Origin of the sequence: Aedoeadaptatus urinae (assembly GCF_900155585.1) — a bacterium.
Lineage (GTDB): Bacteria > Bacillota > Clostridia > Tissierellales > Peptoniphilaceae > Aedoeadaptatus > Aedoeadaptatus urinae.
Genome location: NZ_LT707418.1, coordinates 325,676 through 350,139 on the forward strand (window position 1 = coordinate 325,676; position 24,464 = coordinate 350,139).

Annotated in this window: 29 protein-coding genes; all 29 read right to left on the reverse strand. The window is 51.6% G+C overall.

What is annotated here, in order from left to right:
• Positions 1-12: 12 nt before the first annotated feature.
• Positions 13-624, reverse strand: coding sequence for a ComEA family DNA-binding protein (locus BQ7397_RS06770; RefSeq protein WP_077075356.1), 612 nt, complete (start codon positions 622-624; stop codon positions 13-15).
• A gap of 18 nt (positions 625-642) precedes the next feature.
• Positions 643-1,017, reverse strand: coding sequence for a RidA family protein (locus BQ7397_RS06775; RefSeq protein ID WP_077075357.1), 375 nt, complete (start codon positions 1,015-1,017; stop codon positions 643-645).
• A complete protein-coding gene (rsfS, locus tag BQ7397_RS06780) occupies positions 1,014-1,370 on the reverse strand; it encodes a ribosome silencing factor (RefSeq protein WP_077075358.1) in 357 nt (118 codons plus the stop codon). The genes BQ7397_RS06775 and rsfS overlap by 4 nt, the downstream gene beginning before the upstream one ends.
• A gap of 32 nt (positions 1,371-1,402) precedes the next feature.
• Positions 1,403-2,293: an LCP family protein gene (locus BQ7397_RS06785; protein ID WP_077075359.1), complete on the reverse strand. Its 891-nt coding sequence runs from the start codon at positions 2,291-2,293 to the stop codon at positions 1,403-1,405.
• The gene (yqeK, locus tag BQ7397_RS06790) at positions 2,290-2,853 is read right to left on the reverse strand and encodes a bis(5'-nucleosyl)-tetraphosphatase (symmetrical) YqeK (RefSeq protein ID WP_083703453.1); all 564 of its coding nucleotides are present in this window, start codon (positions 2,851-2,853) and stop codon (positions 2,290-2,292) included. Before yqeK ends, BQ7397_RS06785 begins: the two co-directional genes overlap by 4 nt.
• The gene (gene nadD / locus BQ7397_RS06795; protein ID WP_077075360.1) at positions 2,850-3,458 is read right to left on the reverse strand and encodes a nicotinate-nucleotide adenylyltransferase; all 609 of its coding nucleotides are present in this window, start codon (positions 3,456-3,458) and stop codon (positions 2,850-2,852) included. Before nadD ends, yqeK begins: the two co-directional genes overlap by 4 nt.
• Before the next feature lie 2 nt (positions 3,459-3,460).
• Entirely contained in the window at positions 3,461-3,751 is a 291-nt protein-coding gene (yhbY, locus tag BQ7397_RS06800) for a ribosome assembly RNA-binding protein YhbY (RefSeq protein ID WP_077075361.1), read from the reverse strand.
• A 7-nt stretch (positions 3,752-3,758) separates the two neighbouring features.
• On the reverse strand, positions 3,759-5,030 hold the full coding sequence (gene obgE, locus BQ7397_RS06805) for a GTPase ObgE (RefSeq protein ID WP_077075362.1): 1,272 nt from the start codon (positions 5,028-5,030) through the stop codon (positions 3,759-3,761).
• 112 nt (positions 5,031-5,142) lie between these two features.
• Complete coding sequence (rpmA, locus tag BQ7397_RS06810; protein WP_068457642.1) at positions 5,143-5,433, reverse strand: 50S ribosomal protein L27; 291 nt, start codon at positions 5,431-5,433, stop codon at positions 5,143-5,145.
• Positions 5,434-5,763, reverse strand: coding sequence for a ribosomal-processing cysteine protease Prp (locus tag BQ7397_RS06815; protein WP_077075363.1), 330 nt, complete (start codon positions 5,761-5,763; stop codon positions 5,434-5,436).
• Positions 5,763-6,071: a 50S ribosomal protein L21 gene (gene rplU / locus BQ7397_RS06820; RefSeq protein ID WP_077075364.1), complete on the reverse strand. Its 309-nt coding sequence runs from the start codon at positions 6,069-6,071 to the stop codon at positions 5,763-5,765. The genes BQ7397_RS06815 and rplU overlap by 1 nt, the downstream gene beginning before the upstream one ends.
• Before the next feature lie 100 nt (positions 6,072-6,171).
• Entirely contained in the window at positions 6,172-7,353 is a 1,182-nt protein-coding gene (locus BQ7397_RS06825) for a ribonuclease E/G (protein ID WP_077075365.1), read from the reverse strand.
• Complete coding sequence (locus tag BQ7397_RS06830) at positions 7,337-8,020, reverse strand: TIGR03936 family radical SAM-associated protein (protein ID WP_077075366.1); 684 nt, start codon at positions 8,018-8,020, stop codon at positions 7,337-7,339. Before BQ7397_RS06830 ends, BQ7397_RS06825 begins: the two co-directional genes overlap by 17 nt.
• Complete coding sequence (locus tag BQ7397_RS06835; protein ID WP_077075367.1) at positions 7,998-9,851, reverse strand: TIGR03960 family B12-binding radical SAM protein; 1,854 nt, start codon at positions 9,849-9,851, stop codon at positions 7,998-8,000. Before BQ7397_RS06835 ends, BQ7397_RS06830 begins: the two co-directional genes overlap by 23 nt.
• Before the next feature lie 34 nt (positions 9,852-9,885).
• Positions 9,886-10,530 (reverse strand): hypothetical protein, encoded by a 645-nt coding sequence (locus BQ7397_RS06840; RefSeq protein ID WP_077075368.1) that lies wholly within the window; start codon positions 10,528-10,530, stop codon positions 9,886-9,888.
• 2 nt (positions 10,531-10,532) lie between these two features.
• A complete protein-coding gene (locus BQ7397_RS06845) occupies positions 10,533-13,757 on the reverse strand; it encodes a penicillin-binding transpeptidase domain-containing protein (RefSeq protein WP_083703454.1) in 3,225 nt (1,074 codons plus the stop codon).
• Positions 13,750-14,244: a hypothetical protein gene (locus tag BQ7397_RS06850; RefSeq protein WP_077075370.1), complete on the reverse strand. Its 495-nt coding sequence runs from the start codon at positions 14,242-14,244 to the stop codon at positions 13,750-13,752. Before BQ7397_RS06850 ends, BQ7397_RS06845 begins: the two co-directional genes overlap by 8 nt.
• On the reverse strand, positions 14,241-15,080 hold the full coding sequence (gene mreC / locus BQ7397_RS06855; RefSeq protein WP_077075371.1) for a rod shape-determining protein MreC: 840 nt from the start codon (positions 15,078-15,080) through the stop codon (positions 14,241-14,243). The genes BQ7397_RS06850 and mreC overlap by 4 nt, the downstream gene beginning before the upstream one ends.
• 3 nt (positions 15,081-15,083) lie before the next feature.
• Positions 15,084-15,797, reverse strand: coding sequence for a RadC family protein (radC, locus tag BQ7397_RS06860; RefSeq protein ID WP_077075372.1), 714 nt, complete (start codon positions 15,795-15,797; stop codon positions 15,084-15,086).
• On the reverse strand, positions 15,787-16,344 hold the full coding sequence (locus BQ7397_RS06865; RefSeq protein WP_077075373.1) for a Maf family protein: 558 nt from the start codon (positions 16,342-16,344) through the stop codon (positions 15,787-15,789). Before BQ7397_RS06865 ends, radC begins: the two co-directional genes overlap by 11 nt.
• A complete protein-coding gene (locus tag BQ7397_RS06870; RefSeq protein ID WP_077075374.1) occupies positions 16,341-16,844 on the reverse strand; it encodes a Gx transporter family protein in 504 nt (167 codons plus the stop codon). The genes BQ7397_RS06865 and BQ7397_RS06870 overlap by 4 nt, the downstream gene beginning before the upstream one ends.
• Positions 16,845-16,846: 2 nt before the next feature.
• Complete coding sequence (locus tag BQ7397_RS06875; protein WP_077075375.1) at positions 16,847-17,224, reverse strand: NusG domain II-containing protein; 378 nt, start codon at positions 17,222-17,224, stop codon at positions 16,847-16,849.
• A 141-nt stretch (positions 17,225-17,365) separates the two neighbouring features.
• Entirely contained in the window at positions 17,366-19,264 is a 1,899-nt protein-coding gene (locus tag BQ7397_RS06880) for a hypothetical protein (RefSeq protein ID WP_077075376.1), read from the reverse strand.
• Positions 19,265-19,389: 125 nt separating this feature from the next.
• Positions 19,390-20,325, reverse strand: a complete 936-nt coding sequence (locus BQ7397_RS06885) for an RnfABCDGE type electron transport complex subunit B (RefSeq protein ID WP_077075377.1) — start codon at positions 20,323-20,325, stop codon at positions 19,390-19,392.
• Between the two features lie 12 nt (positions 20,326-20,337).
• Entirely contained in the window at positions 20,338-20,913 is a 576-nt protein-coding gene (rsxA, locus tag BQ7397_RS06890; protein ID WP_068457610.1) for an electron transport complex subunit RsxA, read from the reverse strand.
• An 11-nt stretch (positions 20,914-20,924) separates the two neighbouring features.
• Positions 20,925-21,518 carry an electron transport complex subunit RsxE gene (gene rsxE / locus BQ7397_RS06895; protein ID WP_077075378.1) on the reverse strand — a complete coding sequence of 198 codons (594 nt, stop codon included), beginning with the start codon at positions 21,516-21,518 and terminating at the stop codon, positions 20,925-20,927.
• 9 nt (positions 21,519-21,527) lie between these two features.
• On the reverse strand, positions 21,528-22,109 hold the full coding sequence (locus BQ7397_RS06900) for an RnfABCDGE type electron transport complex subunit G (protein WP_068457604.1): 582 nt from the start codon (positions 22,107-22,109) through the stop codon (positions 21,528-21,530).
• Positions 22,110-23,102: an RnfABCDGE type electron transport complex subunit D gene (locus BQ7397_RS06905; protein ID WP_077075379.1), complete on the reverse strand. Its 993-nt coding sequence runs from the start codon at positions 23,100-23,102 to the stop codon at positions 22,110-22,112.
• A gap of 12 nt (positions 23,103-23,114) precedes the next feature.
• A complete protein-coding gene (rsxC, locus tag BQ7397_RS06910) occupies positions 23,115-24,440 on the reverse strand; it encodes an electron transport complex subunit RsxC (RefSeq protein WP_077075380.1) in 1,326 nt (441 codons plus the stop codon).
• Positions 24,441-24,464: the final 24 nt, after the last annotated feature.

The window sequence follows — 24,464 nt, forward strand, 5'->3', positions numbered from 1 at the left end:
GTGCGGTCAGTTTTATAATTGAATATTATTTTTTAGACTGTCGAAGCTCTTCTCCCCGATGCCGGGCACTTCCTTTAAGTCTTCCACCGCCGTAAAGGGATGGGCCGTGCGGTATTCGATGATTTTATCGGCGGTTTTTTCTCCCACGCCGGGCAAGGTCATGAGATCCTCTTTCGAACCGTTTTGGATGCTCACCGGCCCCTTGGCCGCCGACGAATCGCCGGTTGCGGGTGCAGCAGGCGCATTCTCCCCGACCTTGGGAATGTAGAGTTTTTCCTCGTCGTTTAATTTTTTCGCCAAATTAATTTGCGAGGTATCGGCATTGCCCACGAGGCCGCCGGCGGCGGTGATGCCGTCTTTGACCCGCGCGCCTCTTTCCAATTGGTATAGCCCCGGATTTTGAACACAGCCGCCGATGTCCACGTAAATGGTGCCGCCGACGGCATCGTCGTCTGAAACCGTCTCCTTCCGACCTTCGGTTTGATCCTTCTCTTCACTTTCGATGACGAAGGAATCATCCTTCGGCCTGTCCGCCTTCAGTCGATAATTATAGTAAGACACCGTGAGAACCAGCACACAGGCGAACACAAAGGCCAGCTTCTTTTCACGATCGGTGAGCATCATGAGACCACCGAAGCTATACTATTTCACGCGAGCGATGGCTTCGACTTCCAAGACGACGTTTTTCGGCAAAGCAGACACAGCGACACAGCTCCTCGCGGGCTTGTGATCGGTAAAAAATTCCGCATAAACTTCGTTAATGTCGGCAAATTGGCCCATATCTAAAATAAAAAGGTTGACCTTCATGACGTGATTTAAGTCGGAACCCGAGGCTTCCAAAAGATTTTTCAGATTCGTCAGACTTTGGCGGGTCGCCTCTTTGATATCGGTCTTGACTTCCCCGGTTTTCGGGTCCACGGGAATTTGTCCCGATAAGTACACGACGCCGCCGTCTTCTACGGCTTGGGAATAGGGACCGATGGCTGCCACTGTTTTGTCTGTTTGAATAATTCTCATTCTTCTTCCTCGCTTTCTCGCTCGTCTTTGCTCCAAAGACGTTCCAAATTATAAAACTTTCGCATGTCGCGGTGGAAAATATGGACGATGACGTCGCCGTAATCCAAAATAATCCAACGGGATTGTCCGTTGCCCTCGTGGTGAGACGTATTGAAGCCCGCCTCGGCCATCTTGTCTTCCACTTCTTCGGCAATGGCGTTTAATTGAGGTGTGGAGCTGCCGCTGATAATGACAAAGTAATCGGCGATGGATGTCATCTCCCGGATATCCAACACCTGAATATCGGCGCCGCCTCTGGCGTCGGCACTTTTCTCGATAATATCCAGCATGGCTTGAATGTTTTCTTTCGTCATAATACCTCCTCCTGTTTATTTGTACCCTGTTTTTACGGCTTTACATTCATCTTGCGAAATAATTGATCCGTTCCGTCGAAGTCCACAATGTAATAGCTTAAGCCGCCGATCATATCCGCCGTTCCGGGAATCGTCGCCGTCTCGAGATTTTCCTGTCCCACAGAAAGCATGGTGAGACCCATGCGGGACACCTTGGACAGGGGCATGTTGCTCGTCGTGTTGTCCATGTAGCTGACCAATAGGGACGGCGCGTGCAGGATGCCCTTGGAGCTCTTCACCTTGTCTACAAAAGCCGCCATAAACGCTTGTTGGGCCTTGACGCGGTCCAGGTCGGCATTTTTATAGCCCTTTCTGAAGCGCAAGAACTGCATGGCCTGATCCCCGTTTAGATGTTGGTGGCCTTTTTTCAGGTGAATGGAAAGAGGCGGATCCGCCGAGGGATCCTCGTAGTCCATGTCCATGGGCACGTCGACGTCGATGCCGTCCACAATGTTGACGACGTCCTTTACGAAGGCATAGTCCACCACGATGTAGTAGGGAATGTCCAGATCAAAGTTTTCGTTCACGGTCTTAAGGGCCAAATTCGCCTTGCCGTAAGCGTAGGCGTGATTTAATTTCGTCTTGCCGTGGTCTTTAATTTTTACACGGGAATCCCGAGGAAGAGAAATTAAAGAGGCGGTCTTTTTTTCGCCGTCGATGTCCAAGACCATCATGACGTCGCTTCTGGTGTTTTTCGCTTTCTTCGAGTCTAAGCTGTCCACGCCGATTAACAGTACTTGAAATTTTTCATTGCTGTTTTGCAAATCGCTGATCCAGTTTTTCGCCTCGGAATCGTCGCCCATGGTGGTATAAAAATGCAAGGCGACCCCGCCGATGAATACGATCAATAAAGTGAGGAAGAATCCTCGAAAGAAACTTTTCATCTCATTCTCTCCATGTAATCATTGTAACAGCGAACGGTGTCCAAGCAAACGGGGCCGCCCCGTTGGATGAGGAACAGTAAATTTCCCTGCACCGATGCGGCCATGGCATCGGCGAGATCCGTCTCGGCTTTTTTCCGCAAGTCGTCGACGCCGTCGAAATTGCGCATGGGCTCTAAGTAATCGGCCAGAAATACCACTTCTTCCACCGGCGACATGTGACAGGTGCCCGTGGTGTGGTAGCGAATGGCCCGGAGAATTTCCTCGTCTTCGATGCCGTAATCTATTTTTGCTGCCTGCGCCGCCACGTAAGCATGAAGGACTTGGGGAAAGGCCTTGAAGCTTTCCAAGTCCTCAACTTTCAGGCGACGGGCTTCTTCCCACAAGCGGTCCATGTCCTTATATTTACAGATATCGTGAAATAAAGCTGCCGTCCTCACCTTTTCCACGTTCACGCCGTGGATCTTCGCGAGTTTTTCCGCCGTCTCCGCAACGCGCAAAATATGTTTGTAACGCTTTTCGCCGATGGCATCGACGATTTCTTCAAATGCAGGCTCTTTCAATAGATGTAAAACCTCTTCTTCCTAATGTAGGCCATGACCGGATCGGGAATAAAATATTTCACCGACTTCCCCTGACGAATTCGGTTTCTGAGCGTCGTCGAAGAAATTTCCAATAAAGGCGTGTCGATGAGCACGATGTCCGCATCGTAGGTCGTCTTTAAGTAGCGAATCTCTTCCCGAATGGCTTCTTTTGTAATGGCGCCGTCTCCGGGCCGTGTGGCGACGGCAAATCGCGTCAGCTTCGCCAAGGCGTCAAAGCGCTTCCAGGTTTTTAAATCCTGTAAAATATCGGAACCGAGAAAAAAATAAAACTCGGCGTCCGTATAAACTTTTTTCAAGGCGCTGATGGTATCCACGGAATAGGTGGTCTTGGTCTGCAAAACCTCCAGATCCGACGTGTCGAAATAGTAATTGTCCGCCACGGCCAGCTCCACCATTTTCAGGCGCTCCTCGCCGGTGACGGCGTAGTTATGTTTGTGAGGCGCATTTCCCGTAGGGATAAACAGCACCTTGTTCAGGCCCAAAGAGGCGCGCATATACTCGCTCATCATTAAGTGACCCATGTGGATGGGATTAAAGGAGCCGCCCATGATCCCGATTTTCATAACTACTCCAGAACGATAACCGGGTCTTCTTTGGCGGGCCGGTAAAGGGTCAGCTTGCTTCCGATTCCCTGAACGAATTCCGCATCCAGGGCCTCGGTTAAAATCTGTGCCGCCTCATTTAATTCCACCGCCGTGTTTTGCAAAAGAGCGATCTTCACCAGCTCGTGATCCTCCAATAATTTGTCGATCTGCTCGATGACCCCCGGCGTTATGCCGTTTTTACCGATTTGCATCAAAGGCTTCATGCCGTGTGAAAGGCGCTTGAGCTGCGCCCGTTGTTTTCCTGTAATCATAAGCTCCCTACTCGAAAAATTCAAATTCATAATCCGCGATAAAGACGGATTCGCCTTCTTCTATGCCCAGCTCCCACAGCTTGTCGATGACGCCGTTCTTTCTGAGATTTTCTTGGAAGTAGCGCAATGAATCCCGGTCGTCGAAGAAGGTGGAGCCCAAGAGGCGCTCGATATAAGGCCCGTCCACGATGTAGCGGCCCTCTTCTTTTCTCACCGAAATGCCCGGTTCTCTTTCTTCCTCTTCCACATAGTATTCCTCGTCCAAGCTGTCGTATTCGATGTCCGTGTTTTGAAGCACGTCGTAAACCTTGTATAGCAAGGGCTTAAGGTCTTTGGTCGTGGCGGCGGAGCCTGAAAATACGGTGTAGCCGCGGCCTTCCAATTCCTTCCTGAGCTCCGGTTCCCGTTCCTGGGCTTCGGGCAAGTCCATCTTGTTGATGAACACGATTTGTGCCTTGTCCTTTAAGGCGATGTTGTAGCCTTCCAGCTCCCGATTAATGGCTTCGAAATCCTCTAAGGGATCGCGGTAATAGGCGCCGCTTCCGTCCAGGACGTGAATCAGCACGCCGCTTCGCTCCACGTGGCGCAAGAAGTCGTGGCCGAGGCCGACGCCCTCCGACGCTCCTTCGATAAGGCCGGGAATATCGGCGCAGACGAAGCTCTTTCCGGGTCCTAAATAGACCACGCCCAGATTCGGGGAGAGGGTGGTAAATTCGTAATTGGCGATCTTCGGCTTTGCGCTGGAGATCACGGAGAGGAGCGTGGATTTCCCCACATTGGGAAAGCCCACGAGGCCCACGTCAGCGAGGAGCTTCAATTCCAAAATTATGTTTCGCTCCTGCCCCTTAAAGCCCATTTGGGCAAAGGTCGGGGCCTGGCGCGTGCTGGTCGTATAACGGGCGTTGCCCTTGCCCCCGCCGCCGCCTTGGGCGATGACGAAGCGTTGACCCGCTTCCTTCATATCGACGATGATTTTTTTCGTCTTTTCGTCCCGCACCAAGGTGCCCACGGGAATTTTTAAAATAATATCCTCGGCATCGGCGCCGAATTGTTTTTTGTTGCGGCCGTTTTGTCCGTTCTCCGCCTTGTACATGCGTTTGTAGCGAAAATCCATAAGCGTCCGCATATTTTCGTCGGCGACGAGAACCACGCTTCCGCCTCGTCCGCCGTCGCCCCCGGCCGGTCCTCCGGCGGGAACGTACTTCTCTCTGCGCCATGCGACGGCACCGTCGCCACCATTGCCGGCCTTTACCGTAATGGAACAAATATCGACAAACATCTCACACCCCCAGTATGATTGGTATTATATCACAGTCCGATTTATCAAAAGATCTCCCTTGTCTAAGCTATGTATAAGAAAAAATAAACCGCAGATTTCTCTGCGGTTTTTCTTATGCTAATTCTTCTGCGGGAAGAACGTTAACTACTTTTTTCTTTTTACCACGACTTTCAAAGGAAACGCGTCCGTCGGCGGTGGCAAACAATGTGTCGTCGCTGCCGATTCCTACGTTTAACCCGGGATGAATCTTCGTGCCTCTTTGACGTACGAGAATGTTGCCGGCTAATACGTGTTGACCGTCGCCTTTCTTCACGCCGAGACGTTTCGATTCGGAGTCGCGACCGTTTTTAGAACTACCCATTCCCTTCTTCGAAGAGAAGAGTTCAAGTGTAAACAGAATCATCTAAACCTCCTGAGTCTCTATTTTAATGTAATTTTCGTAAGCACCTTCGATGGCTTTTAAACCGACCTTCATGGAACGAAACAAGAGCTCCGTTTCATCGGACACGACATCCTCCGGCAGGCGAATGCTTACATAAGCCTCCGACTGTTCGAAAGACATGGTGTCTTCGTCGATTGAAAGCAAGGCTTCCATGGATAACGCACAGGTCAAGGCCAGGGCACTGACGCCGTGACAGACGATTTCGCCTGTCTCGTCACCTTCCCCTGCGTGATTGTTCGCCGAAAATCCTAAAATTTTTCCGCGACGAACAAAGAATGTGACCTCTGTCATTATGCCAAGGATCCGATTTCTACCAGTGTATACGGTTGACGATGGCCACGCTTAATGCGTTCGTTTTTCTTTGCTTTGAATTTATAAACGATGACTTTCTTGTCCTTCGCTTGTTTCAAAACTTTCGCTTCGACTTTAGCGTCGGCGATATAGGGCTTGCCTACATTCACATTGCCATCTTTAGCGACGAGAAGAACCTTGTCAAAGGTTACGGCATCTCCTTCGTTGGCATCGAGCTTTTCAACCTTCACCAAGTCACCTTCGTGAACGGTGTATTGCTTTCCGCCGGTTTCAATCACTGCGTACATTGTAGCACCTCCTCTTTACAAGACTCGCCCCGATAGGTGCTATGCTTATTACCTATAAGGTGCGGTTACATCACAGTATAATACCACATCCGGCCGCCGATTACAATTCTTTCTCCCGTTTTATTTTGTTTTTTATGGCTTCCCGGTACCTTTCCTCCGCTTCCCTGTACTGGGCCTCGAAGGGCAGCTCCTTTCGCTCGCGGGCGATTTCGAAAAGGCCCATGGCGCTGAAGCCGTAGACTGTCGTAATCATGGGGCCTTCCGCCAGTTGCTTTTCCATATGCTCTGTTAAAGACGCCATTTGCTCTTTATCCATGCCGTGAACGAAGTCCACGACGATCATGCCGCTTAAATTTCTGAGCTTGATCTGCTTGGTGATCTCCTCAGCGGCTTCCATATTCACCTTCATCCGCGTGGCGTCAAAGAAACCGCTCTTTTTTACCGCCGCCATGTTCACGTCCATGACGTAGGCGGCTTCCGTGGAATCGACGACCACATTGCCGCCGGACGGGAGAGGCAGGGTCTTTTGGAAAATGGAATTCCACTGGCTGCGCCACTTAGCCGTGGAGCGAATGCTGAACGAGGGATCCACCACGCAGTTTAAGTACTTCGGCAGACGAGCGATGAGCTTTTTATCGTTCACCACCATGGGAAGCTCCCGATGGCGATTGAGAAAGTCCATGGCCCGGTCCTGACTTAATAGTAGCTGGGTCTTGGGAAGGAAGTTCACCGATGCCTCGATTCTTTCCATTAGCTCCCACAGATGCTCGTACTCGACGGCCATGTGCTCCAGTTGACAGGAGACGGCCTCGGTGCGAATAATCATGCCCGCGGACTCGCCCAGGGATGCGGCCCAATGTTTCAGCCGCTTTCTAATGTCCTCGTCGTCGATGCGCTTGGAGATGCGAACGCCGGAGGACTTGGGCAGAAGGACCAGATCTTCTCCCCGCAAGCTGTAGTCCATGGAAAGCACCGCCCGCTTTTGATCCAAGGGCGTCTTCTTTACTTCCACGATAATGGCGTCGCCGCCTTTAATGGTGTCGCGGTAGGCCTTGGGATAGACATTTTTCATGGGGAGATAGCCCGTGTCCTCTTCACCGAAGTCCACGAAGGCGCAGTCCATGGCGGGCAGCACGTTTTTTACATAGCCACGGTAAATATTTCCCACGGCGGATGAATTGGAGAGCAGGTGAATCTCCCGAATTACCTCGTGCTCCATAAGACCCATGATTTTCGGATCTTCTCCGTCGGCAAATAAATAGGCATTAGAGCCGTACTTCATGATCCTCACCGTCCCAACTTTTGATCCGTCGAATTTGAATGTAGTCGATGTCCACGCCCTCGGCTTCGAATAGGCCCGTTAAAAAGCGATCGGGCCGCAAATTTCCGTTGCCCCCGGCGCGCAGAACGGCATAAAGGGATGTGCCTTTCTCCTCTTCTTTCCAGTCCAAAGAAAAGATGCCGTCTTTAATATCTTCTTCCACGACGATGCGCTTCTTGCCTTTTTTCTTGCGCCGGCGCACGAGTATTTCCTCCTTGGCCATGGCCTTTTCCGCCAATGCTTTAAGCTCGTCCACGCCGTCGTAATAGGTCGATGGGAAAAAGAAGCGGTACCGGGTCTTGGCGATGCGCTCAAAAACCGATGTGGGATCGAAGTCCGCTGTGGCCTCAATGATTTCTATGCCCTTGGGCAGGGCTTCGTTTAATGTATTTTTTATGGCTTCGGGATCGGAGCCGTCTTCCACTTCCAGATCCATGACCTCGAACTCGCTTTCCATGCCCACGCTTAAGGGCTGGGCGATGGAAAGCTTCTGATGGGGATTGAAGCCCTCGGACCAAAGGACGGGCACGCCCGTTCGTTGAATGGCCCGATTAAAGACGCGGATCGTGTCTAAGTGGGAGATAAATTTAATCATGCCCGTCTTTTTAAATGCCATGCGCAGCTGCATGAAACTCACCCCACATTTCGCAATCTTCGATGCCGCAGCCGTTGCATTTTTTGCGGCAGTCCGGCGTCGTCAGCGCCTTCATGGATTTTTCGTACTCTCTTTTCAAATAGGCCTTCTTCACGCCGATGTCGATAAAGTCCCAGGGCAGCACCTCGTCGAAGTCCCGCTCCCGATTCGCGTAAAAGTCGCCGTCGATACCCACATCGATCATGGACTTCACCCACACGTCGTAGCGGAAAAATTCGCTCCAGCCGTCGAAGATCTGTCCGTTTTCATAGGCACGCAAAAGGAGCTTGCCGATGCGCCGGTCGCCCCGGGCCAGAACGGCTTCCATGCGGGAGACATAGGGCTCGTGGTATTGGAATTTAACCTTCGGATCCCTCACCGCCCCTTTGACGGCGTGGATCTTTTCGAAAAAATCGTCGATGCTGTCCTGCCCCACCCACTGAAAGGGCGTAAAGCCCTTGGGCACGAAGCAGGAGGCGGAGGCGGTGACGCGGAAATTGCCCTGAATCTCTTCCTTGGGCCGATTGAAGAAGGCGTCCTTCACCTTATAGGCCAAGTGGGCGATGCCCAGAACGTCCTCCATGGTCTCCCCGGGCAGGCCGATCATGAAATAGAGCTTGATCCGGCTCCAGCCTTCCTTAAAGACGGAGTTCACCACCCGCATCAGGTCTTCTTCCGTGACATTTTTGTTGATCACGTCCCGCATGCGCTGGCTCCCCGCCTCCGGCGCAAAGGTGAGCCCGCTCTTGCGCACCTTCTCGATTTCTTTCAGCACGTCTACGATAAAGCTGTCCAGGCGCAGAGATGGCAGGCTGATGCCCACGTTCTTTTCTTCGTAGGTGCGGCTCAGCTCCTTTACCAAGGGCATAAGCTGCGTGTAGTCGCAGGAGGAAAGGGATGTGAGGGAAATTTCGTCGTAGCCCGTGTTCTTTAAAATAGACTCCGCCATCTCCGTCAGCGTGTCCACCCTTCGCTCCCGAATGGGGCGATACATCATGCCCGCCTGACAGAAGCGACAGCCCTGGGTGCAGCCGCGGAACAGCTCGATGACCGCCCGGTCGTGGACGGTTTCCAAAAAGGGCACGATCTGCCGGTCCAGTTGGAAGGTGGCGTTCATATCGTGAAGGCGCACCCGCTTAATCACGGGCTTCGCTTCGGGGACCAGGGACCTGTGGCTTAAAATAGTGCCGTCGTCTTTGTAGGTCACTTCGTAAAGGGAGGGCACGTAGACGCCTTCCATGGTAGCCAAGGAACGCAGGATTTCTTTTCGATTCAGCCCCGCTGCCCTGCCCTCTTTGATTTTATCCATGACCTGAATATTTAAATGCTCCCCTTCGCCGATTAAAAAGCAGTCCATAAAATCCGCCAAGGGCTCCGGCGTCGTGGCGCAAGGCCCGCCGGCCATGACGAAGGGCTCCTCTTCTCCCCTTTCCTCGGAAAGGAGGGTGATATTTGACAGATCCAACATATAGAGGATGTTGGTGTAGCTCATTTCGTATTGCAGGGTAAAGCCCACCACGTCGAATTCCGACAGGGGCGTCTTCGTCTCCAAGCTATAGAGGGGAATGGATTCGTTGTTCATGGCCTCGGCCATGTCCGGCCAGGGCGCAAAGGCGCGCTCGCAGGCGTAGTCTGTCTCGTTCATGGCAAAATACAAAATCTGCATGCCTAAATGGCTCATGCCCACTTCGTAAACGTCGGGAAAGCAAAAGCAAAAACGAAGGGCCGCCTCTTCTTTGACGATGCTGTTTAATTCGCCGCCGATGTAGCGGGCGGGCTTCTCCACTTTTTTCAAACATTTTTCCAGTCGTTCAGCTTCTATCATGGAAACCTCTTTCTAATGGTCATGGGCCACGGGTCTAGCGTCCTTTGAATATGGACCAGAAGGATTTTTTCTCGCCCTTATCCCCTGTTTCTCCCTTCAGGGAAAAAGCCGGCTTCTCCATTTCGTTAAAGAAGCGGGCATCTTCCAAGGGCAGGCTCTCGATCTTTTCCAGGGCCTCTCTGTCCCCGGGCTTCAGTCGATTGGCGATGATCGCCACGGGGATAGGGCATTTGTTTTTTCTTAAGATAAATTGAATGCGGTCGAAGGCGCGCACAGAGCCCGGTTGATTGGTGATGACGCAGTAAAAGACATCCGCCACCTCGGCCCAGGCAGCGATGTCCCTCTCTCTGTAGCGGGACAGGTCCACAAAGACGTCGTCGTCTCCTAAGCTCTTCACCGCCTCGATGAAATCTTCCTCTTCGATTTCTTCAAGGTCGTGAAAAATATTGCCTTGGATTAAATCGTAGCCGTCGCCTTCAATCGCCACTTCGGACACGGGCTTTCCCTGAAGAAAGTCCATATAGTCCTCGATTGTCTCCGGCTGTTCCGACAAAAACAAATCCTGCACCCGGGTGCGATTCGACGCCTCGATTAAAAGGCCCTTCGCTTCTTTGGCGAAGTCGCGGGCCATGGTGCTGGTGCCGCAACCGCCTACCGTCGATAAAATGACTGCTATCATACTTACTCCGTTTCCAAACGCGTCTCCGTCGGGAGGGTTTCGTCTTTAATTTCCTTGTAGAAGCCGAAATACTGTGCCAGTACCTGCTGCATGACCGGTCCGCAGTTGGCGCCGTTGCCCCCTTGGATAATGACCACGGTGACGGCGACCTCCGGATTGTCCGCCGGCGCATAGCCCACCTGCCATGCAAAGGAGTCGTAGGTTTCCTTTGTGTAGGGATTGACCCCGGCCCGTTCGGCACTGCCGGTCTTCATAGCCACTTCCACGGGAAAATCCTCGAACAGACTGGCGTTGAGGCCCGCCGTAGAGACGAGCTTCATGCCCTTTCTCAAGTCCTTGTAGTACTTGGGCTTCAGACCCACCTGCTTTACCGGCTCCTTGTCGTGCTTTTTGCCGCCTAACAGGGTCAGGGGATAGAGCTCGCCGCCGTTGGCAAGGGCCATGGCGTAGCGATTCATTTCCACCGGCGTGTAGGCATTGGAGCCTTGGCCGATGACCACATTCATGGTGTCCGCCGTGTTCCAATTGGCCTGATCGATATAGGTGTATTTCAAAAGATCCGCCAAGGGTACCCGTTGGTCCTTGCCCACCTTATCCGAATCCACCTTTAAGTCCTTTAAGAAATTATAAACCTCGTCTCGGGTCATGGGCTTTTTGTCGTCCAAGGTCTTGACGATGGCATCCACCACCTTGTCCTTTTCCTTGTCCGAAGAAAGGCCGGACATATAGACGGAGCGGTTTTCGTTTAAGTGGCGACGCAAGAGGGCCTTTAAGGTCTTCTTCTTAGACTCGGGATCGGGAATAATGCCCTTGCTTTCCCGGGGGATGTTGATCTCAAGTCCCGTGCGCTCGCCGAGGCCGTAGCGTTTCGCCATGGCGGCAATTTCCGACGGCTTCACGTGAAGACCCAGGTCCTTTCCGCCCCGTTGATCCACGCCGAGACCCAGTGAGTAAAAGTAATAGTTGCAGGAATCCCGAAGGGCGTAGGCCAGAGTTTCCTGACCGTGAACTTGCCGGTTCTGATTCCAGAGCCAGCAGCCGAAGATTTGGCGGCCGACTTCCACATAGCCGCCGTCTTGAATGGCCATGTCGGGATTCAGGCCCTTTTCTAAAGCCGCCGATGCGGTAACCATTTTAAAGATACTGCCCGGCTGAATCGCCGATTGCATGGCGATGTTATAGAGGGGACGCGGTGCCAATTGATTCTTTTCTTCCTTGGGCTTTAAGCTTTCCCAAGCCGAGGGATTGATGCCCTTGGCAAAGAGATTGGGATCGTAGGAAGGATAGTTGGCCATGGCCAACACTTCCCCGGTGTGCACATCGGTGACGATGACGGCACCGGAGGCGGCGTTTTTAAAGGTGCCGCCCTTTTCCCTGCTGGTCAGATAATTAAACGTCCCCCAAGGCGATACATAGGGCGTGGCCGTGCGAATTTGTTGAAGGGTCGTCGCGAGGCTTTCCTCCGCCTTTTTTTGCAGCTCGATATCGATGCTCAGGCGCACGTCCTTTCCGGGCTTCGGCGCCACTTCGCGAATAACGCCGGTGGTGTTACCCGAGGAGTCTACGGACACGGTCTTTCTACCGTCGGTGCCCTTGAGCCTGTCCTCAAAAACCTGCTCCATGCCCGTCTTTCCGATGAGGTCGTTGCGATTGTAGCCCTTCTTCTTGACGTACTTGTCGATTTCCTTGTCTTGGGCGATGTTTCCGATATATCCCAACACGTGGGCCGCCAAATTTCCTTCGGGATAATAACGAATGGGCTCGACGGAAACGTGAATACCCGAGCGGTTGGACAGCTTCTCTTCGATTTTCGCCACGGTTTCGTCTTGAATCTCGTAGGCGTAGTTAATGGGCATGTAGGCGTAGCTTCCCTGGCTGCCGATGGAGTCGTAAATATTTAAAATGCCGAAGACCTCGTAGGGGCTCAGCTTCTTGTCGATCTCAAAGCGATCTCTCTGTGCCTCGAAGATTTTTTTCGACGAGGCGGCGCCCTTCAGCCCGGCCCCCTTGGCGAAATCGATTGCGTTATTTAGCTCGGTGTAATTGGGCTTTTCACCGCTGACGGAAATCCCCGTCACCGTGCCTTCGTCGATTAAATAGGCCTGCACCTTTTCGGGCATGCCCTCCAAGGCGGCGAAGTCTTTTCTGTTTTTCTTCTTCGTCACCACGTGGACCAAGGTGTCGTAGGCGAGATTGCCTTTTTTGTCCACGACGACGGTTTTGTTATTCTGTTCCTTTAAGGACAGCTCCGCGCCCTTTGACGAGGCGAAATCCACGCTGTCCTTTAAAACCTCCTCGTCGGAGAGCAGGAATTTTTCCGGATCCCGCTTCGCCAGCACGGCGATTAAATCCTCCGCCGCGGAGGATGACCAGGTGACGTCCTTTGACACGTCCATCAGGCGCACCTTGGCCTGAATGTAGCCGTCGTAATATTCGTTTCCGTAGGTTCTCAAGCCGATGTTCGGCACATCTCTTTTAACCGTTTCATAGGCGAGCTTCCGCCCGATGGGATGGGATAGGATTTCCTCCACATACATGGGGTGATCCGTCAAAAAGGCGACTAAATCCTCCATGGCATCGGCCTTTTGACTAAGGCCGTAACGCTCCTTAAAGCGCGCCGCCTTTTCAGGGTCCCCATAGAACACCCTGCCCGCCGACACCTCCATGCCGCCGTCTTGAAAGACCCTTTGACGAAGCAACTGCTTCATCACGGAGTAATTGTAGTGGCCGCGGTAGGGCTTTTTCCAGCGAGCGTGAAGAAATTCCACCAGCTTGCCCTTATCCATTAAGGCATCCAAGACCTCGGCCTTGGGCTCGTCGGCGTACTTGTAATCGCTCAGATCCCGATAGACGAAGGCATTTAACACGATGGGATTGGCCTTCATGTACCCCGCGCCGTCCTCTTCCAGGTAGCGACTGAGGAGCAGATAGGCGTCGTTTTTCTCTTTGCGGGTGAAGCGGTCCAGCTCGTCCTTGCGAATTTGAACGGCAAAGACGGGGCGGTTTCCCGCAAGGACCACGCCGTTTCGATCGCGGATCTTGCCCCGCTGAGCCGTGATGGCGATGTCTTTGACCCGCCGCTCGTCGGCAAGCTTTCGAAACCTATGGCCCTGAAAAATCGTAATATTAAACAGTTGCAAAAAAAGGGCGACAAAAAGAACGGCCATAACCGATGTGAAAATCCTATGGCGATTCCACTCCTTTGCTTTTTCCCAAAAATTATGCATCGCTATCCCTTTCAAGGACTCGGTAGTCTGTCGTATCTCTTAAAAACCAATGGCTCATCAAGCCGGCGTAAATCCCCGTGGACAGGGGCACGGTAAAAAATTCGTAGGAGTCCACCATGCTGACGTGCCAGCCTAAAATCATCATCAGAATGAAAAACATCAGCTCACACACGGCGGAGGTTAGTCCCACGGCCACACCCGTCGCCATGGAGGACGGATGAGGAATGAGCCGCCGCCACAAAAAAGCCGCAGCGATAAAAAGCCCGTGCAAAAGCACATAGGGCCCGATGGCCGCCGCCACCGCCGCATCCATCACCAAAGCGGAGGCAAAGGCGAAGGCCACGCCCCACTTCATGCGTAGGCGGAAGAAGATAAAGATTGCCGCCACCGGCAAATAGCCCCGTAATATCGAGGGCAAGCTTTGAAAGACCGGGGAGGTGTAGATAAAGGGCGTGAGAAGTAAGAGCGCATAACTTAATCGTTTCATCTGCCACCTGCCAACACAAAGACGCGATAGATATTATGGAAATTGATTCCGCTGTCCACCTTAATGTTCTTCACCATTTTGTCCTCGTCGGTGCTCACTTCGCTGACGGTACCGATGTACATGTCCGGCTCGTAGCCGTCGCCGATTCCCGTAGTAAACAGGGTGTCTCCCACCACGATATCCGCATAGAGATCGAAGGCATAGCCTTCCAACCGGCGGTTCACGCCGCGAAGAACGCCGCCGTCGGAGGTGCGAATACTGCGGAAGCTAATGGCATTTTCCTCGTCGATAATGCTGCGCACCTGAGCGGAATAAGGCGTGACCTTGGTAATGTAGCCTATGACTCCCTCCGCCGAGGCGTCGTCGCCCTTGTTCATGGCGGCGATCACCGTGTCGCCGACGTGAATGCCAGCCTTGGATCCCTTGTTAATGGTAAAGCGATGAAAATACATTCCCGACGACTTGGCCGTCACCCGCGCATCCACGGCGCCCAGCTTCTTGTTGTTGCGAATGGAGTAAGCGTTGGAGAGGTAGGTGGAGCGGTTGACGATGTCCTCCAGATTCTTATTTTCCTTCTTTAGCTTCTTAAGCTCTTTTTTCATGCGCTTGTTTTCGGCGCTTAAAGAGGTGACGTGGAGGAGGCTGTTGGCCCCTTCACCGACGTAGTTCAAGCCCGTGCCCAAGGTGTCGGCGACGGGACTGATGGCGGTGCCCACGGCAAATTCCACGGCGCGCAAGGCTCCCGCTCCCAACGAGGTGAAGCCGAAAAATAAAAACAAGACCACGAGGGCGGCTCGCACTATCCAATTTTTCTTGAATTCTTTTAAGGGCTTCATGAACTATAACGCTCCATCTTCTAAAAAACTATAAAAACTGTGATCACCGACAATAATATGATCCACCACGGGAATGCCCAGCAGCTCGCCCGCACGCTTGAGGCGTTCGGTGAGGCTTCGGTCTTCGGAAGAGGGTCTGGGATTGCCCGCCGGGTGATTATGTACCAATGCGATGGAATGACACTTCTTGCCGATGGCCCCTTGAAAGACGTCCCGAGGATGAACCACGGTGCAGTCCAAGGTGCCTCTGGAAATGCACTCCACAAATTGTAGCTGCTTCTTCACATTCAGGCCAATGACGCGAAACTCCTCGTGCTGCAGGCCCATGAGATCGTCCATAACGAAATCCGCAATGGCCTTCGGCGTATTTAAGGGCACGGCTTGTCCCATGGGGCGGCGCATGCGGCGGGCCATTTCCACCATGCCCACCAGGCGGGCGGCCTTGCTCTTGCCGATGCCCTTGACGGAAAGAAAATCGTCGTAGGTTCCTGTAAAGAGGCAGGTCAATCCTTGCCTCGAAGGAGATTTTCTCTCCAGGCTGTCGATAATGTCCTGCGCTACTTCGATGGCGGTTCTCCCCTCCGTGCCCGTTCGCAAAAACAGAGCCAAGAGCTCGCTGTCCGACAGGGCCTCTGCGCCGTAGGTCAGAAGCTTTTCTTCCGGCAAAGTGGCGAGGTCGTAGTCTAAAAGTTTTTTCTTTTCCCTTTTATCTTCCATCTCTCCCTCCTTTCAGCCGCTTGACAATGGAGTCCACGTGCATGCCGATGACCGTATCCATGGCGCCCTCCACCGTAATTTTAAACTCGTCGATGTCCTGCACGCCGTAAGCGCCGGCCTTGTCCGAGTACGTGTTTTTATCTAAATAGGCCTTCATCTGCTCGTCGGAAAAATCTTCGAAGCGCACTCGGGACAGATCGTAGTCCACGTACTTCTCCTCGCCTAAAATACAGTAGGCGCTGATCACCTCGTGGACCTGCCCCCTTAAAGCCGAAAGCATGGCTTCGGCATCGGCGCGGTCCTTAGGCTTGCCTAAAATCTTGCCCTCTGAAACCACCACCGTATCCACGGCGACGACGGTATCGTCGGGCCGTTTGTCTTTCACACTCATGGCCTTTTGATAGGCCAACTGCATGGTGTAAATTTCCGGCGACGACAGGCGCAGATGCCTTTCGTCGTAGGCGGGTTTTTCGATTTCAAAGCTTAAGCCCGCGTCCGACAGCAGTTTTTTTCTGCGGGGAGATGACGATGCCAAGACAAGACTCATAGACGCACTCCGATCGTTTCCAAGTGGCGGCTGGCGTAGATGGCCGTCAAGCCGACAAAGTATCCCGTAAATAATCCTAAGATAAGTAAGAGAGGAAGGTAGGTCAGCAGGCCCATATTATGCACCATGATGATGGCCGTGGCGACCTGTCCCAAATTGTGAAAGAAGGAACCGATAAAACTGATTCCGATTAAGGATGCGCTCTTAATGGTCTTCAGAGAGAGAATCATGGCCAAAGAAGACAGCAAGGCGCCGGTGCCGCTGTAAAAAAAGCTGGTGACATTGCCGGTGACGAGCATGAGCAGCACGCTTTTTAATATGGCGACGACGAAGCCTTCCTTGGGTCCGAAGACCACGATGGTGGTGAGGATCACCACATTGGACAGGCCAAGCCGCGCACCGGGCAGGGGCACGGGCAGGGGCACCATGGTTTCGATGAAGCCGATAGCCACGGCGATGGCGACCATCAATCCTAAAAAAATTTGTTTACGTAAGTCCATCTTTACCTCAACAATACATCCATGGTGGGGGTCTCGTCGCTTTTAATCTCCGCGATAATGCGGTGGGGCAAACAGACGATCATCTCACCGGGCCGTTTGATTGGCGCCATTTTTAAGCAGATGCCGTCGGGGCAATCGGCCTCGGTCATGCGCGCCCCCTTTTCGTCGATGTGTAGCTTGTTCGTACCGCCATGGGCGTGAAATGTATAGGTCTTTCCCCTATGGGCTGCGTCCATGGGAATCTTTTTTACTTCTTTGCCGTCGATCTGCACGCTGACGTAGACGTGGGCCGCTTCCTTTTTCGGCACGAGCTGCGTCGCCCCCAGGCCCAGGGCCACAGCCAAGATGACGATGGCAATGATCACATCGGTTCTGTTCATAGCTCCCCCTTTTTCAACATTTAATTATACCATAGATAGGCGGTGGAAAAAGAAAGGCTCTATGGGAAAAACAAAAGCCCCGGCATGAAATATTGCCGAGGCTTTCTGACTCCGTTATGCTTTCGTTAATTCCTAAGGACATTAAAATTCGTTTTCTACCAGTTCAAACACTTCATCGTAACCCGGTGCCGTAATCCTTTGCCATCTTCTCGGATCGTATTTTCTCTCCTTGATAATAACGCTATCTTTTTCCTCACCGGAATCAAATGAGAACATTATTTCTAATGCCTCCATATCCATATAGAGAACACCGTCTTTAACAAAAGGCTTATTCTTGGGCCTAAAATATTCATAGGTCCCCTCTGGCGCGTAGTAAAGTTCGTCTGTGCTGATGACGAGATTCTTCTCAGCGAAATACACGGCGAAAAACTCGTCTCCTTCACTAGGCCAGGCCACCACATACCAGGACGTACCGTCTCCGGTATCCTTACAATAAGTCGAGGGATCGCTGTATATGCCGGTAAGTCGATCTGCAGGTGTTTTGGGATCGGAAAAGTTTTTCACGCATAGCAAGTTCATCTCGCCGACGGGATAGTAATTGACGCCGTCTTTTCGAATGACATTTACCGCACCTACGTCCTTGCCGTTGATGCGCACGTTGACGGACCCGCCCTTGTCTGCGGCGTCTTTTCCTTTTCCCGCTTTCACAAATTGGCGGCTCTTTTGATCGTAGTCGTAGGTCGTTTCTCTTTCCTTGCGCACGCCGCCGGTTTCGGACATTTCCAAGTAGGTTTCGTTATTGACGAAATGCTCGCCGATTTTATCGAAAATATCGATGTGGGAGGAAATATCCGGCTCGTAGACCTCGTTGTCCTTGACGCCATAGAGATAGCCCGTGCCGCCCGTAGTGAACAACTTTCTCAGATAGAGATAAGCATCTTTCCCCGCCGCCAAGAGATGGGGGTCGTCGTCAAATCTGTCTTCGTCCACATTGCGAACTTCCCGGGGCTGTAAATTTTCATCGATATAAATAAGCTTTAAGCCGTCACCATTCTGCACAATGGCGTAGGCGGCGAGCTTGCCGTTGTTGTCGTAGTCGTGAATCCACAAGCATTCCTTCCCGCTTTCGGTGGTGTAAATGGAGAAATTGTCCGCCGCAAATTGGCGAATGGCTTTTTCGTCATTACCGCTATCGGGCTTGCTCTTCTTTTCGGGCATATCGTTCAGATAACGGGAGGCGATTTGTTCGAAATTATCCTCGTTAAAATCCAGAACCTCTATAGGCTTTAGGCTGTTTCTGAAGTTCTCCATGTCCTGCGCATTAAAGGGCTCTTTGGTTTCCTCTACGATTTGAATCTTCGAAAACACATCACTTCCATCGGGATAAAGGTCACTGGGATAGGGCCTCCCTTCGCCGCCTGAGAAATCCACGTCATGGAGCGTGGCAAAGCCCTTGCCGTTGGCGGAATAACCGTAGTTGATCTTCAATACGCCGTCCACCACATTGAGCTCGTAAATAGTGCCATCGAAGACGTCGTCGATGTAGAGCCTGCCGTCGGCGTCGGTGTAAAGGCCCGTGGATAAAATGCTTTGGGCATAAGGCTCCAAGGTGTTAAATGTGGCGTAGCTGCCGTCGGAGAAAAATTGCACGATACAGAAAATGTAGTTCTCCTCGATTCGATTGGAGATTATCAAGAGGGGAAAATTAAAATGTCTGTCGTCGTAAAATGTAAATCGGATATTCGGATCCATGGTCATGGACGTGACCCGTCGTTCCATGACGGAGTCACCCAGATCTTCCACGAGATACGGCGCCTGCCCGGTTAGGATCTCGTCGTAAAGGGGGACCATGGCTTTTTTCATAACGCGCTTTTTGTAAAACTTCGTCTTCCCGACGGTGCCGTCAAACACGCTGTGAACCACGCGTTTCGGCACACTCCACTGCGGGTTGTAGCTCTGCCGCGGGATGGGGCTGCCCTTTCCGCTCACACAGCCTGTGATCAAACAGAGCAAAAGAAAAATCGACAGGTAACGCTTCATAACAACCTCCTCACTTTTACTTATTTACATTATAGCATGTTAAAAAATAAAAGCATCGGCGGTTTTTCGCACATAAAAACAGCGCCGACGGGAGGTCGACACTGTTCTCTTCTCAAGACAAAATCTTAATGAACTTTGCTGTTGTCGTCTGCGGCGACGACTTTTTCTTTTTCAGCTGCCTGTTGAGCGGCGGCTGCTTTCTTTTCTTCAGCAGCTTTCAATTTCTTTTGTCTTTCTTTTTCTTTCATTTTTTCAACCCGTTCGGGATATTCTACAAAGATGGCGCCGGTGGGGCACTTCGATGCGCAAATACCGCAGTTGATGCATTTCGAATAGTCGATCCTTGCCAAATTGTCTTCGACGTGGATGGCGTCTTTCGGACAATTCCGTTCGCAAAGACCGCAAGCGATACATCCGATGGAGCAATTGGTGCGTACCACTTTGCCCGGATCGTGGGTCGAACATTTAACTTCCGTTTGTTGTTTGTAGGGCATGAGGCCGATAATCTTCTTCGGGCAAATGTCGATACATTTTCTACATGCCACACATTTTTCCTTGTCGACGGAAGCGATGCCATTTTTAACGTGGATGGCATCGAATTCACAGACGCTGACGCAGGTGCCGCCGCCTAAGCAGCCGGAAGCACAGCCCTTGGAGCCGCGAGCGTAATCGCCGATAAGGCGACAATCCACCATACCGCTATATTCGTATTTGTTTTTGGATTTGTCGCAGTCCCCTTGGCAACGAACGACGGCCACTTGTTTTTCCACATCGCCTGCCGCTTGTCCCATGATTTCTGCCACTTTTTCAGCCACTTCTTGCCCGCCGATGGCGCATCCGTTTACCGGTGCGTCGCCGGCTACAATGGCGTTGGCCATCCCGGCACAGCCGGGGAAGCCGCAAGCCCCGCAGTTGGCGCCGGGCAGCGCATCTAATACATTGACGACGCGGGGGTCCATGTCGACGGCAAAAACCTTATCGGCAAAAGCCAACAAGACACCGAGCAGAAGACCCAACACGCCTAAAATAATAACCGCATAAATTACGTTTTGTGCATTCACGTGAATCGCCCCCTATACTAATCCTTGGAATCCCATAAAGGCGATGGCCATTAAGCCGGCACTAATCAGCGCAATCGGGACACCTTGTAACGGTTTCGGAATCGGCATGATTTCCATGCGTTCACGAAGTGCACTTAATAAAAGCAGCGCCAAGGTGAAACCTAAGGAAGCACCTAAACCGTTAATAATGGCTTCGAAAAGATTGAAATCACTTTGAATGTTCAAAACGGTGACACCCAGTACCATACAGTTGGTGGTAATCAAGGGTAAGAACACGCCCATGGCGGAGTACAATGAGGGAGATGATTTTTTAATAAACATTTCTACAAATTGTACCAAGGACGCGATAACGAGAATGAACACGATGGTTTGTAAGTATTCCAAGCCGAATACATTTAAGACGAAATGTTGAAGCAACCAAGTAACCGCCGATGCAATGACGACGACGAAGGTAACGGCGACGCCCATGCCCGTTGCGGTTTCCGTCTTCGAGGAAACGCCCAGGAAGGGGCAGATCCCGAGGAATTTCGCGAAAATATAGTTGTTAACTAAAATGGTCGATATAAGAATCGTAATAATCGTTGACATAGTTTACCTCCCTACGCTCTTTTAGCCATGATGCCGCGGTAGAGGGCAATCAACAGACCTAAAAGGATAAATGCACCGGCGGGGGAAGTGAAAATTCCGATACCGGGATAGGATTCAGGGAAGATTTGCATGTCTAAAAGCGTGCCGTGACCGAGTAATTCTCTGACCAGGGCCATAGACAACATGGCCAAAAGATAGCCGATGCCCGTTCCTAAACCATCGACGATAGAGGGAATAACTTTGTTTTGGTAAGCAAAGCCTTCCGCTTCACCTAAGATACAGCAGTTAACGACGATCAAAGGCAAGAAGATACCTAATGCGTTGTAGATCGCAGGGCTGTATGCGTGCAGAACCATTTCAACTAAGGTTACAAAGGCTGCAATGACGACGATAAACGCCGGAATCCGAACGTTGTTCGGAATGAAGTTTCTTAACATACTGACGACGGCATTGGAACAGATCAACACGAAGGTTACCGCAACACCCATGGCGATGGCCGAGGAGACGGCGGTACTGATGGCCAATACCGAACACAGGCCGATCATTTGCATAAAGATCGGATTGTTCTTGAAAATACTATTTGAAAAAACTTTTCCTAAATTCATGACTACCCCCTACTGTGCGCTGATTTCTTTGTAAGCGGGAAGAATGGAATTGATCCCATTGAGTACGGCGGTAGATGATATGGTCGCGCCACTGATCATCGGAATTTCATCTTCGGCTTTCGGATCTTTGTTTCCCTTCACTTCGCCGTTCTTATAGGACTTGCCTGCGAATTGTTCGAAGTAAGGCGATTCGGTAATTTGAGTACCGATACCGGGCGTTTCGGCATTTTGAATGTTTCTGAAACCGGCAATGGTTCCGTCATTTAAAAGGCCGATGGCATTGGTCATGGCGCCGCCATAGCCATTTGCCGTGTGATTGATACCGTAGCCGACGATTTCGTCGCCTTTTTTCGCTACGAAAACATCTTGAATGTCTTTGTATTTTTCGACGAGAGCCGCTTTTTTCGATTCGTCCAGGGGCTCAAATGTATCGGCTTTGTCGCCGTAAATTTCTTGATAGGCTTGAACGGATTTTTCAAATTCGGCTTTGGCAATAACTTCAGAAGTAAAGCTGTTGACAACAGCCAATAGTCCTGCCGCTATAGCGGAGATAACCAGGAGGACAAGACCTGTTTTAAGATAATTTTTCATTTACTTTGCCTCCCCATATGCTTCCGTTTTTGTCAAACGTTCGATCAAGGGGCTTGCTACGTTCATAACCAGGATGGAGTAGGACACGCCTTCCGCCATATTGCCTTTCATACGAATGACGGCCGTAATGATGCCGCAGCCGATGGCGAAAATAATCTTTCCCTTAACCCCTTGCGGTGTGGAGCTGTAGTCGGTCGCCATAAAGAATGCGCCGAGGAACAAGCCGCCGCCAAGAAGCTCGTAAGGAAGCAGGTCTGCGCTTAAGCCGAAGACCAAGAGGAAAACAGCCGTCGTCGCGATGTAGATGACGGGGATCTTCCAGTCGATGACCTTGCGTACCAATAAGTAGCAGGCGCCGATTAACAAGAGAATGGCGGATGTTTCACCGATGACCCCGCCGATGTTACCGATAAACATATCTTTTAACGGAGGGAGGGCATCTAAGTGTTCGCCGGCCTTGATGATGTTAAGAGGCGTTGCTGCCGATGCGGCATCTGCGGTTTCAGCCACTTTAGCCATGGCAGGTGCCGTGTAGGTAGCCATGAGTGCGGGCCAGGACAGCATCGCCATGGCACGACCGGCCAGAGCCGGGTTGACGAAGTTGCCGCCGATACCGCCGAAGGCTTCCTTGACGATGACGATGGCAAAGATCGACGAAATGGCGGGCACGTACCAGGGCACACCTGCGGGCATGTTCATGGCGAGCAGGATGCCGGTAACAGCGGCGGATAAGTCGCCGATTTGAGATTCCTTTTTCGTTACTTTTTGGAAAATAAATTCACTGCCTACGCAGCAAACGAGGCTGATTAAATAAATAATAAGTGCCTGCATTCCGAAGAAGTACACACTGCCGACGACAGCCGGTGCCATAGCGATGAGCACATCGCGCATAATCTTGGTGACCGAGTCGTTGGAACGAATATGGGGCGCTAATTGTACGAAGCGTCCATCTCCTTGTAAACTAGGAGATTTGGTTTTTACATTGTTTTCCATGACTACCTCCTATTATTTACGGGCATTGGCGCGGACTTCGCGTTTAGCAAGCTTGGTCGATTCGCTTAAATAGCGTTTTGCGGGACACACAAAAGAGCAAATGCCGCATTCCATGCATTGATCCGCATGGTATTCCTGACATTTGTCAATTCGGTTTCTCAGAATCGAAGCGTTAATTCGCGTCGGATTAATGTTGGCCGGGCAGTGATCCACGCAACGACCGCATTGGATACAGGGGCCTTCCTTGGAATCGTCGATTTCGACGTCGGTAAAGGCTAATATGCCGGAGGTAGTCTTCGTGATCGGCGATGTGAAATCGAAAATGGATTTGCCGGTCATGGGGCCGCCGCAAATGTATTCGATGACATTGTCTTTTACGCCGCAGTAGTCCAAAATATCTTGAACCGGCGTGCCGATGCGAACCAAAAGGTTCTTCGGATGTTCGATGCCGGAGCCGGAAACGGTAATGATCCGTTCGATGGAGGGCATGCCCTTGGCGATTAAATCGTAATAGGCCTTCGACGTTTGCACATTGGTTAAGAATACGCCCACGTCATTGGTAACGCCGTTTTGCGGAACAATACGACCGCAGACCGCTTCCGATTGCCGTTTGGAGTCCCCTTGAGGATATTTGGTCTTCATGGTAGCGACCTTTAAGGTCGGATATTTGGTTGCGACCATTTCGTTCGCCTTTTCAATGGCATCCGGTTTGTTTTGTTCGATGGCCAGATAAGCTTCGTCCGTGTGATAAAGATCTTGGAACAGCTTTAAGGATGCGAACAATTCGTCGGCCTGTTCCAGCATCAAGCGGTGGTCACAGGTCAGGAAGGGTTCACATTCCGCCCCATTCAAAATAACGACATCCAGTGCAGGATCGTCGCTCTTCAGCTTTGCGTGAAGCGGGAAACCTGCGCCACCCATGCCGACGATACCGGCATTTTTTACCAGGGCGACAATGTCGTCAATGCTCATATCTTTGTAGTTTTCTACCGGTTTAACGGAAGGATCCATATCGTCCTTGCCGTCGTTTTCGATAACGACCATATCCGTGTACATACCGTTTGCTGCATAACCTTTTTCAATGGCTACTACATCGCCCGATACACTGCTATGTACGGCCGCGGAAATAAACGCGTCGGAATTACCGACAATTTGCCCTCTTAATACGTGATCGCCTACGGCAACAGTAGGCTTACACGGTGCACCGATGTGTTGGCTCATGGGAATACGGACCAACTTCGGCGAAGGCAGAACTTCAATTGCGACTCCTTCTGACAGCTCTTTGTGTTCATCAAAATGAACGCCGCCCACAGAAAAAGTGAGATTCGTCTTTGCCATTCTTTCACCCCTTGCATTCTAGGA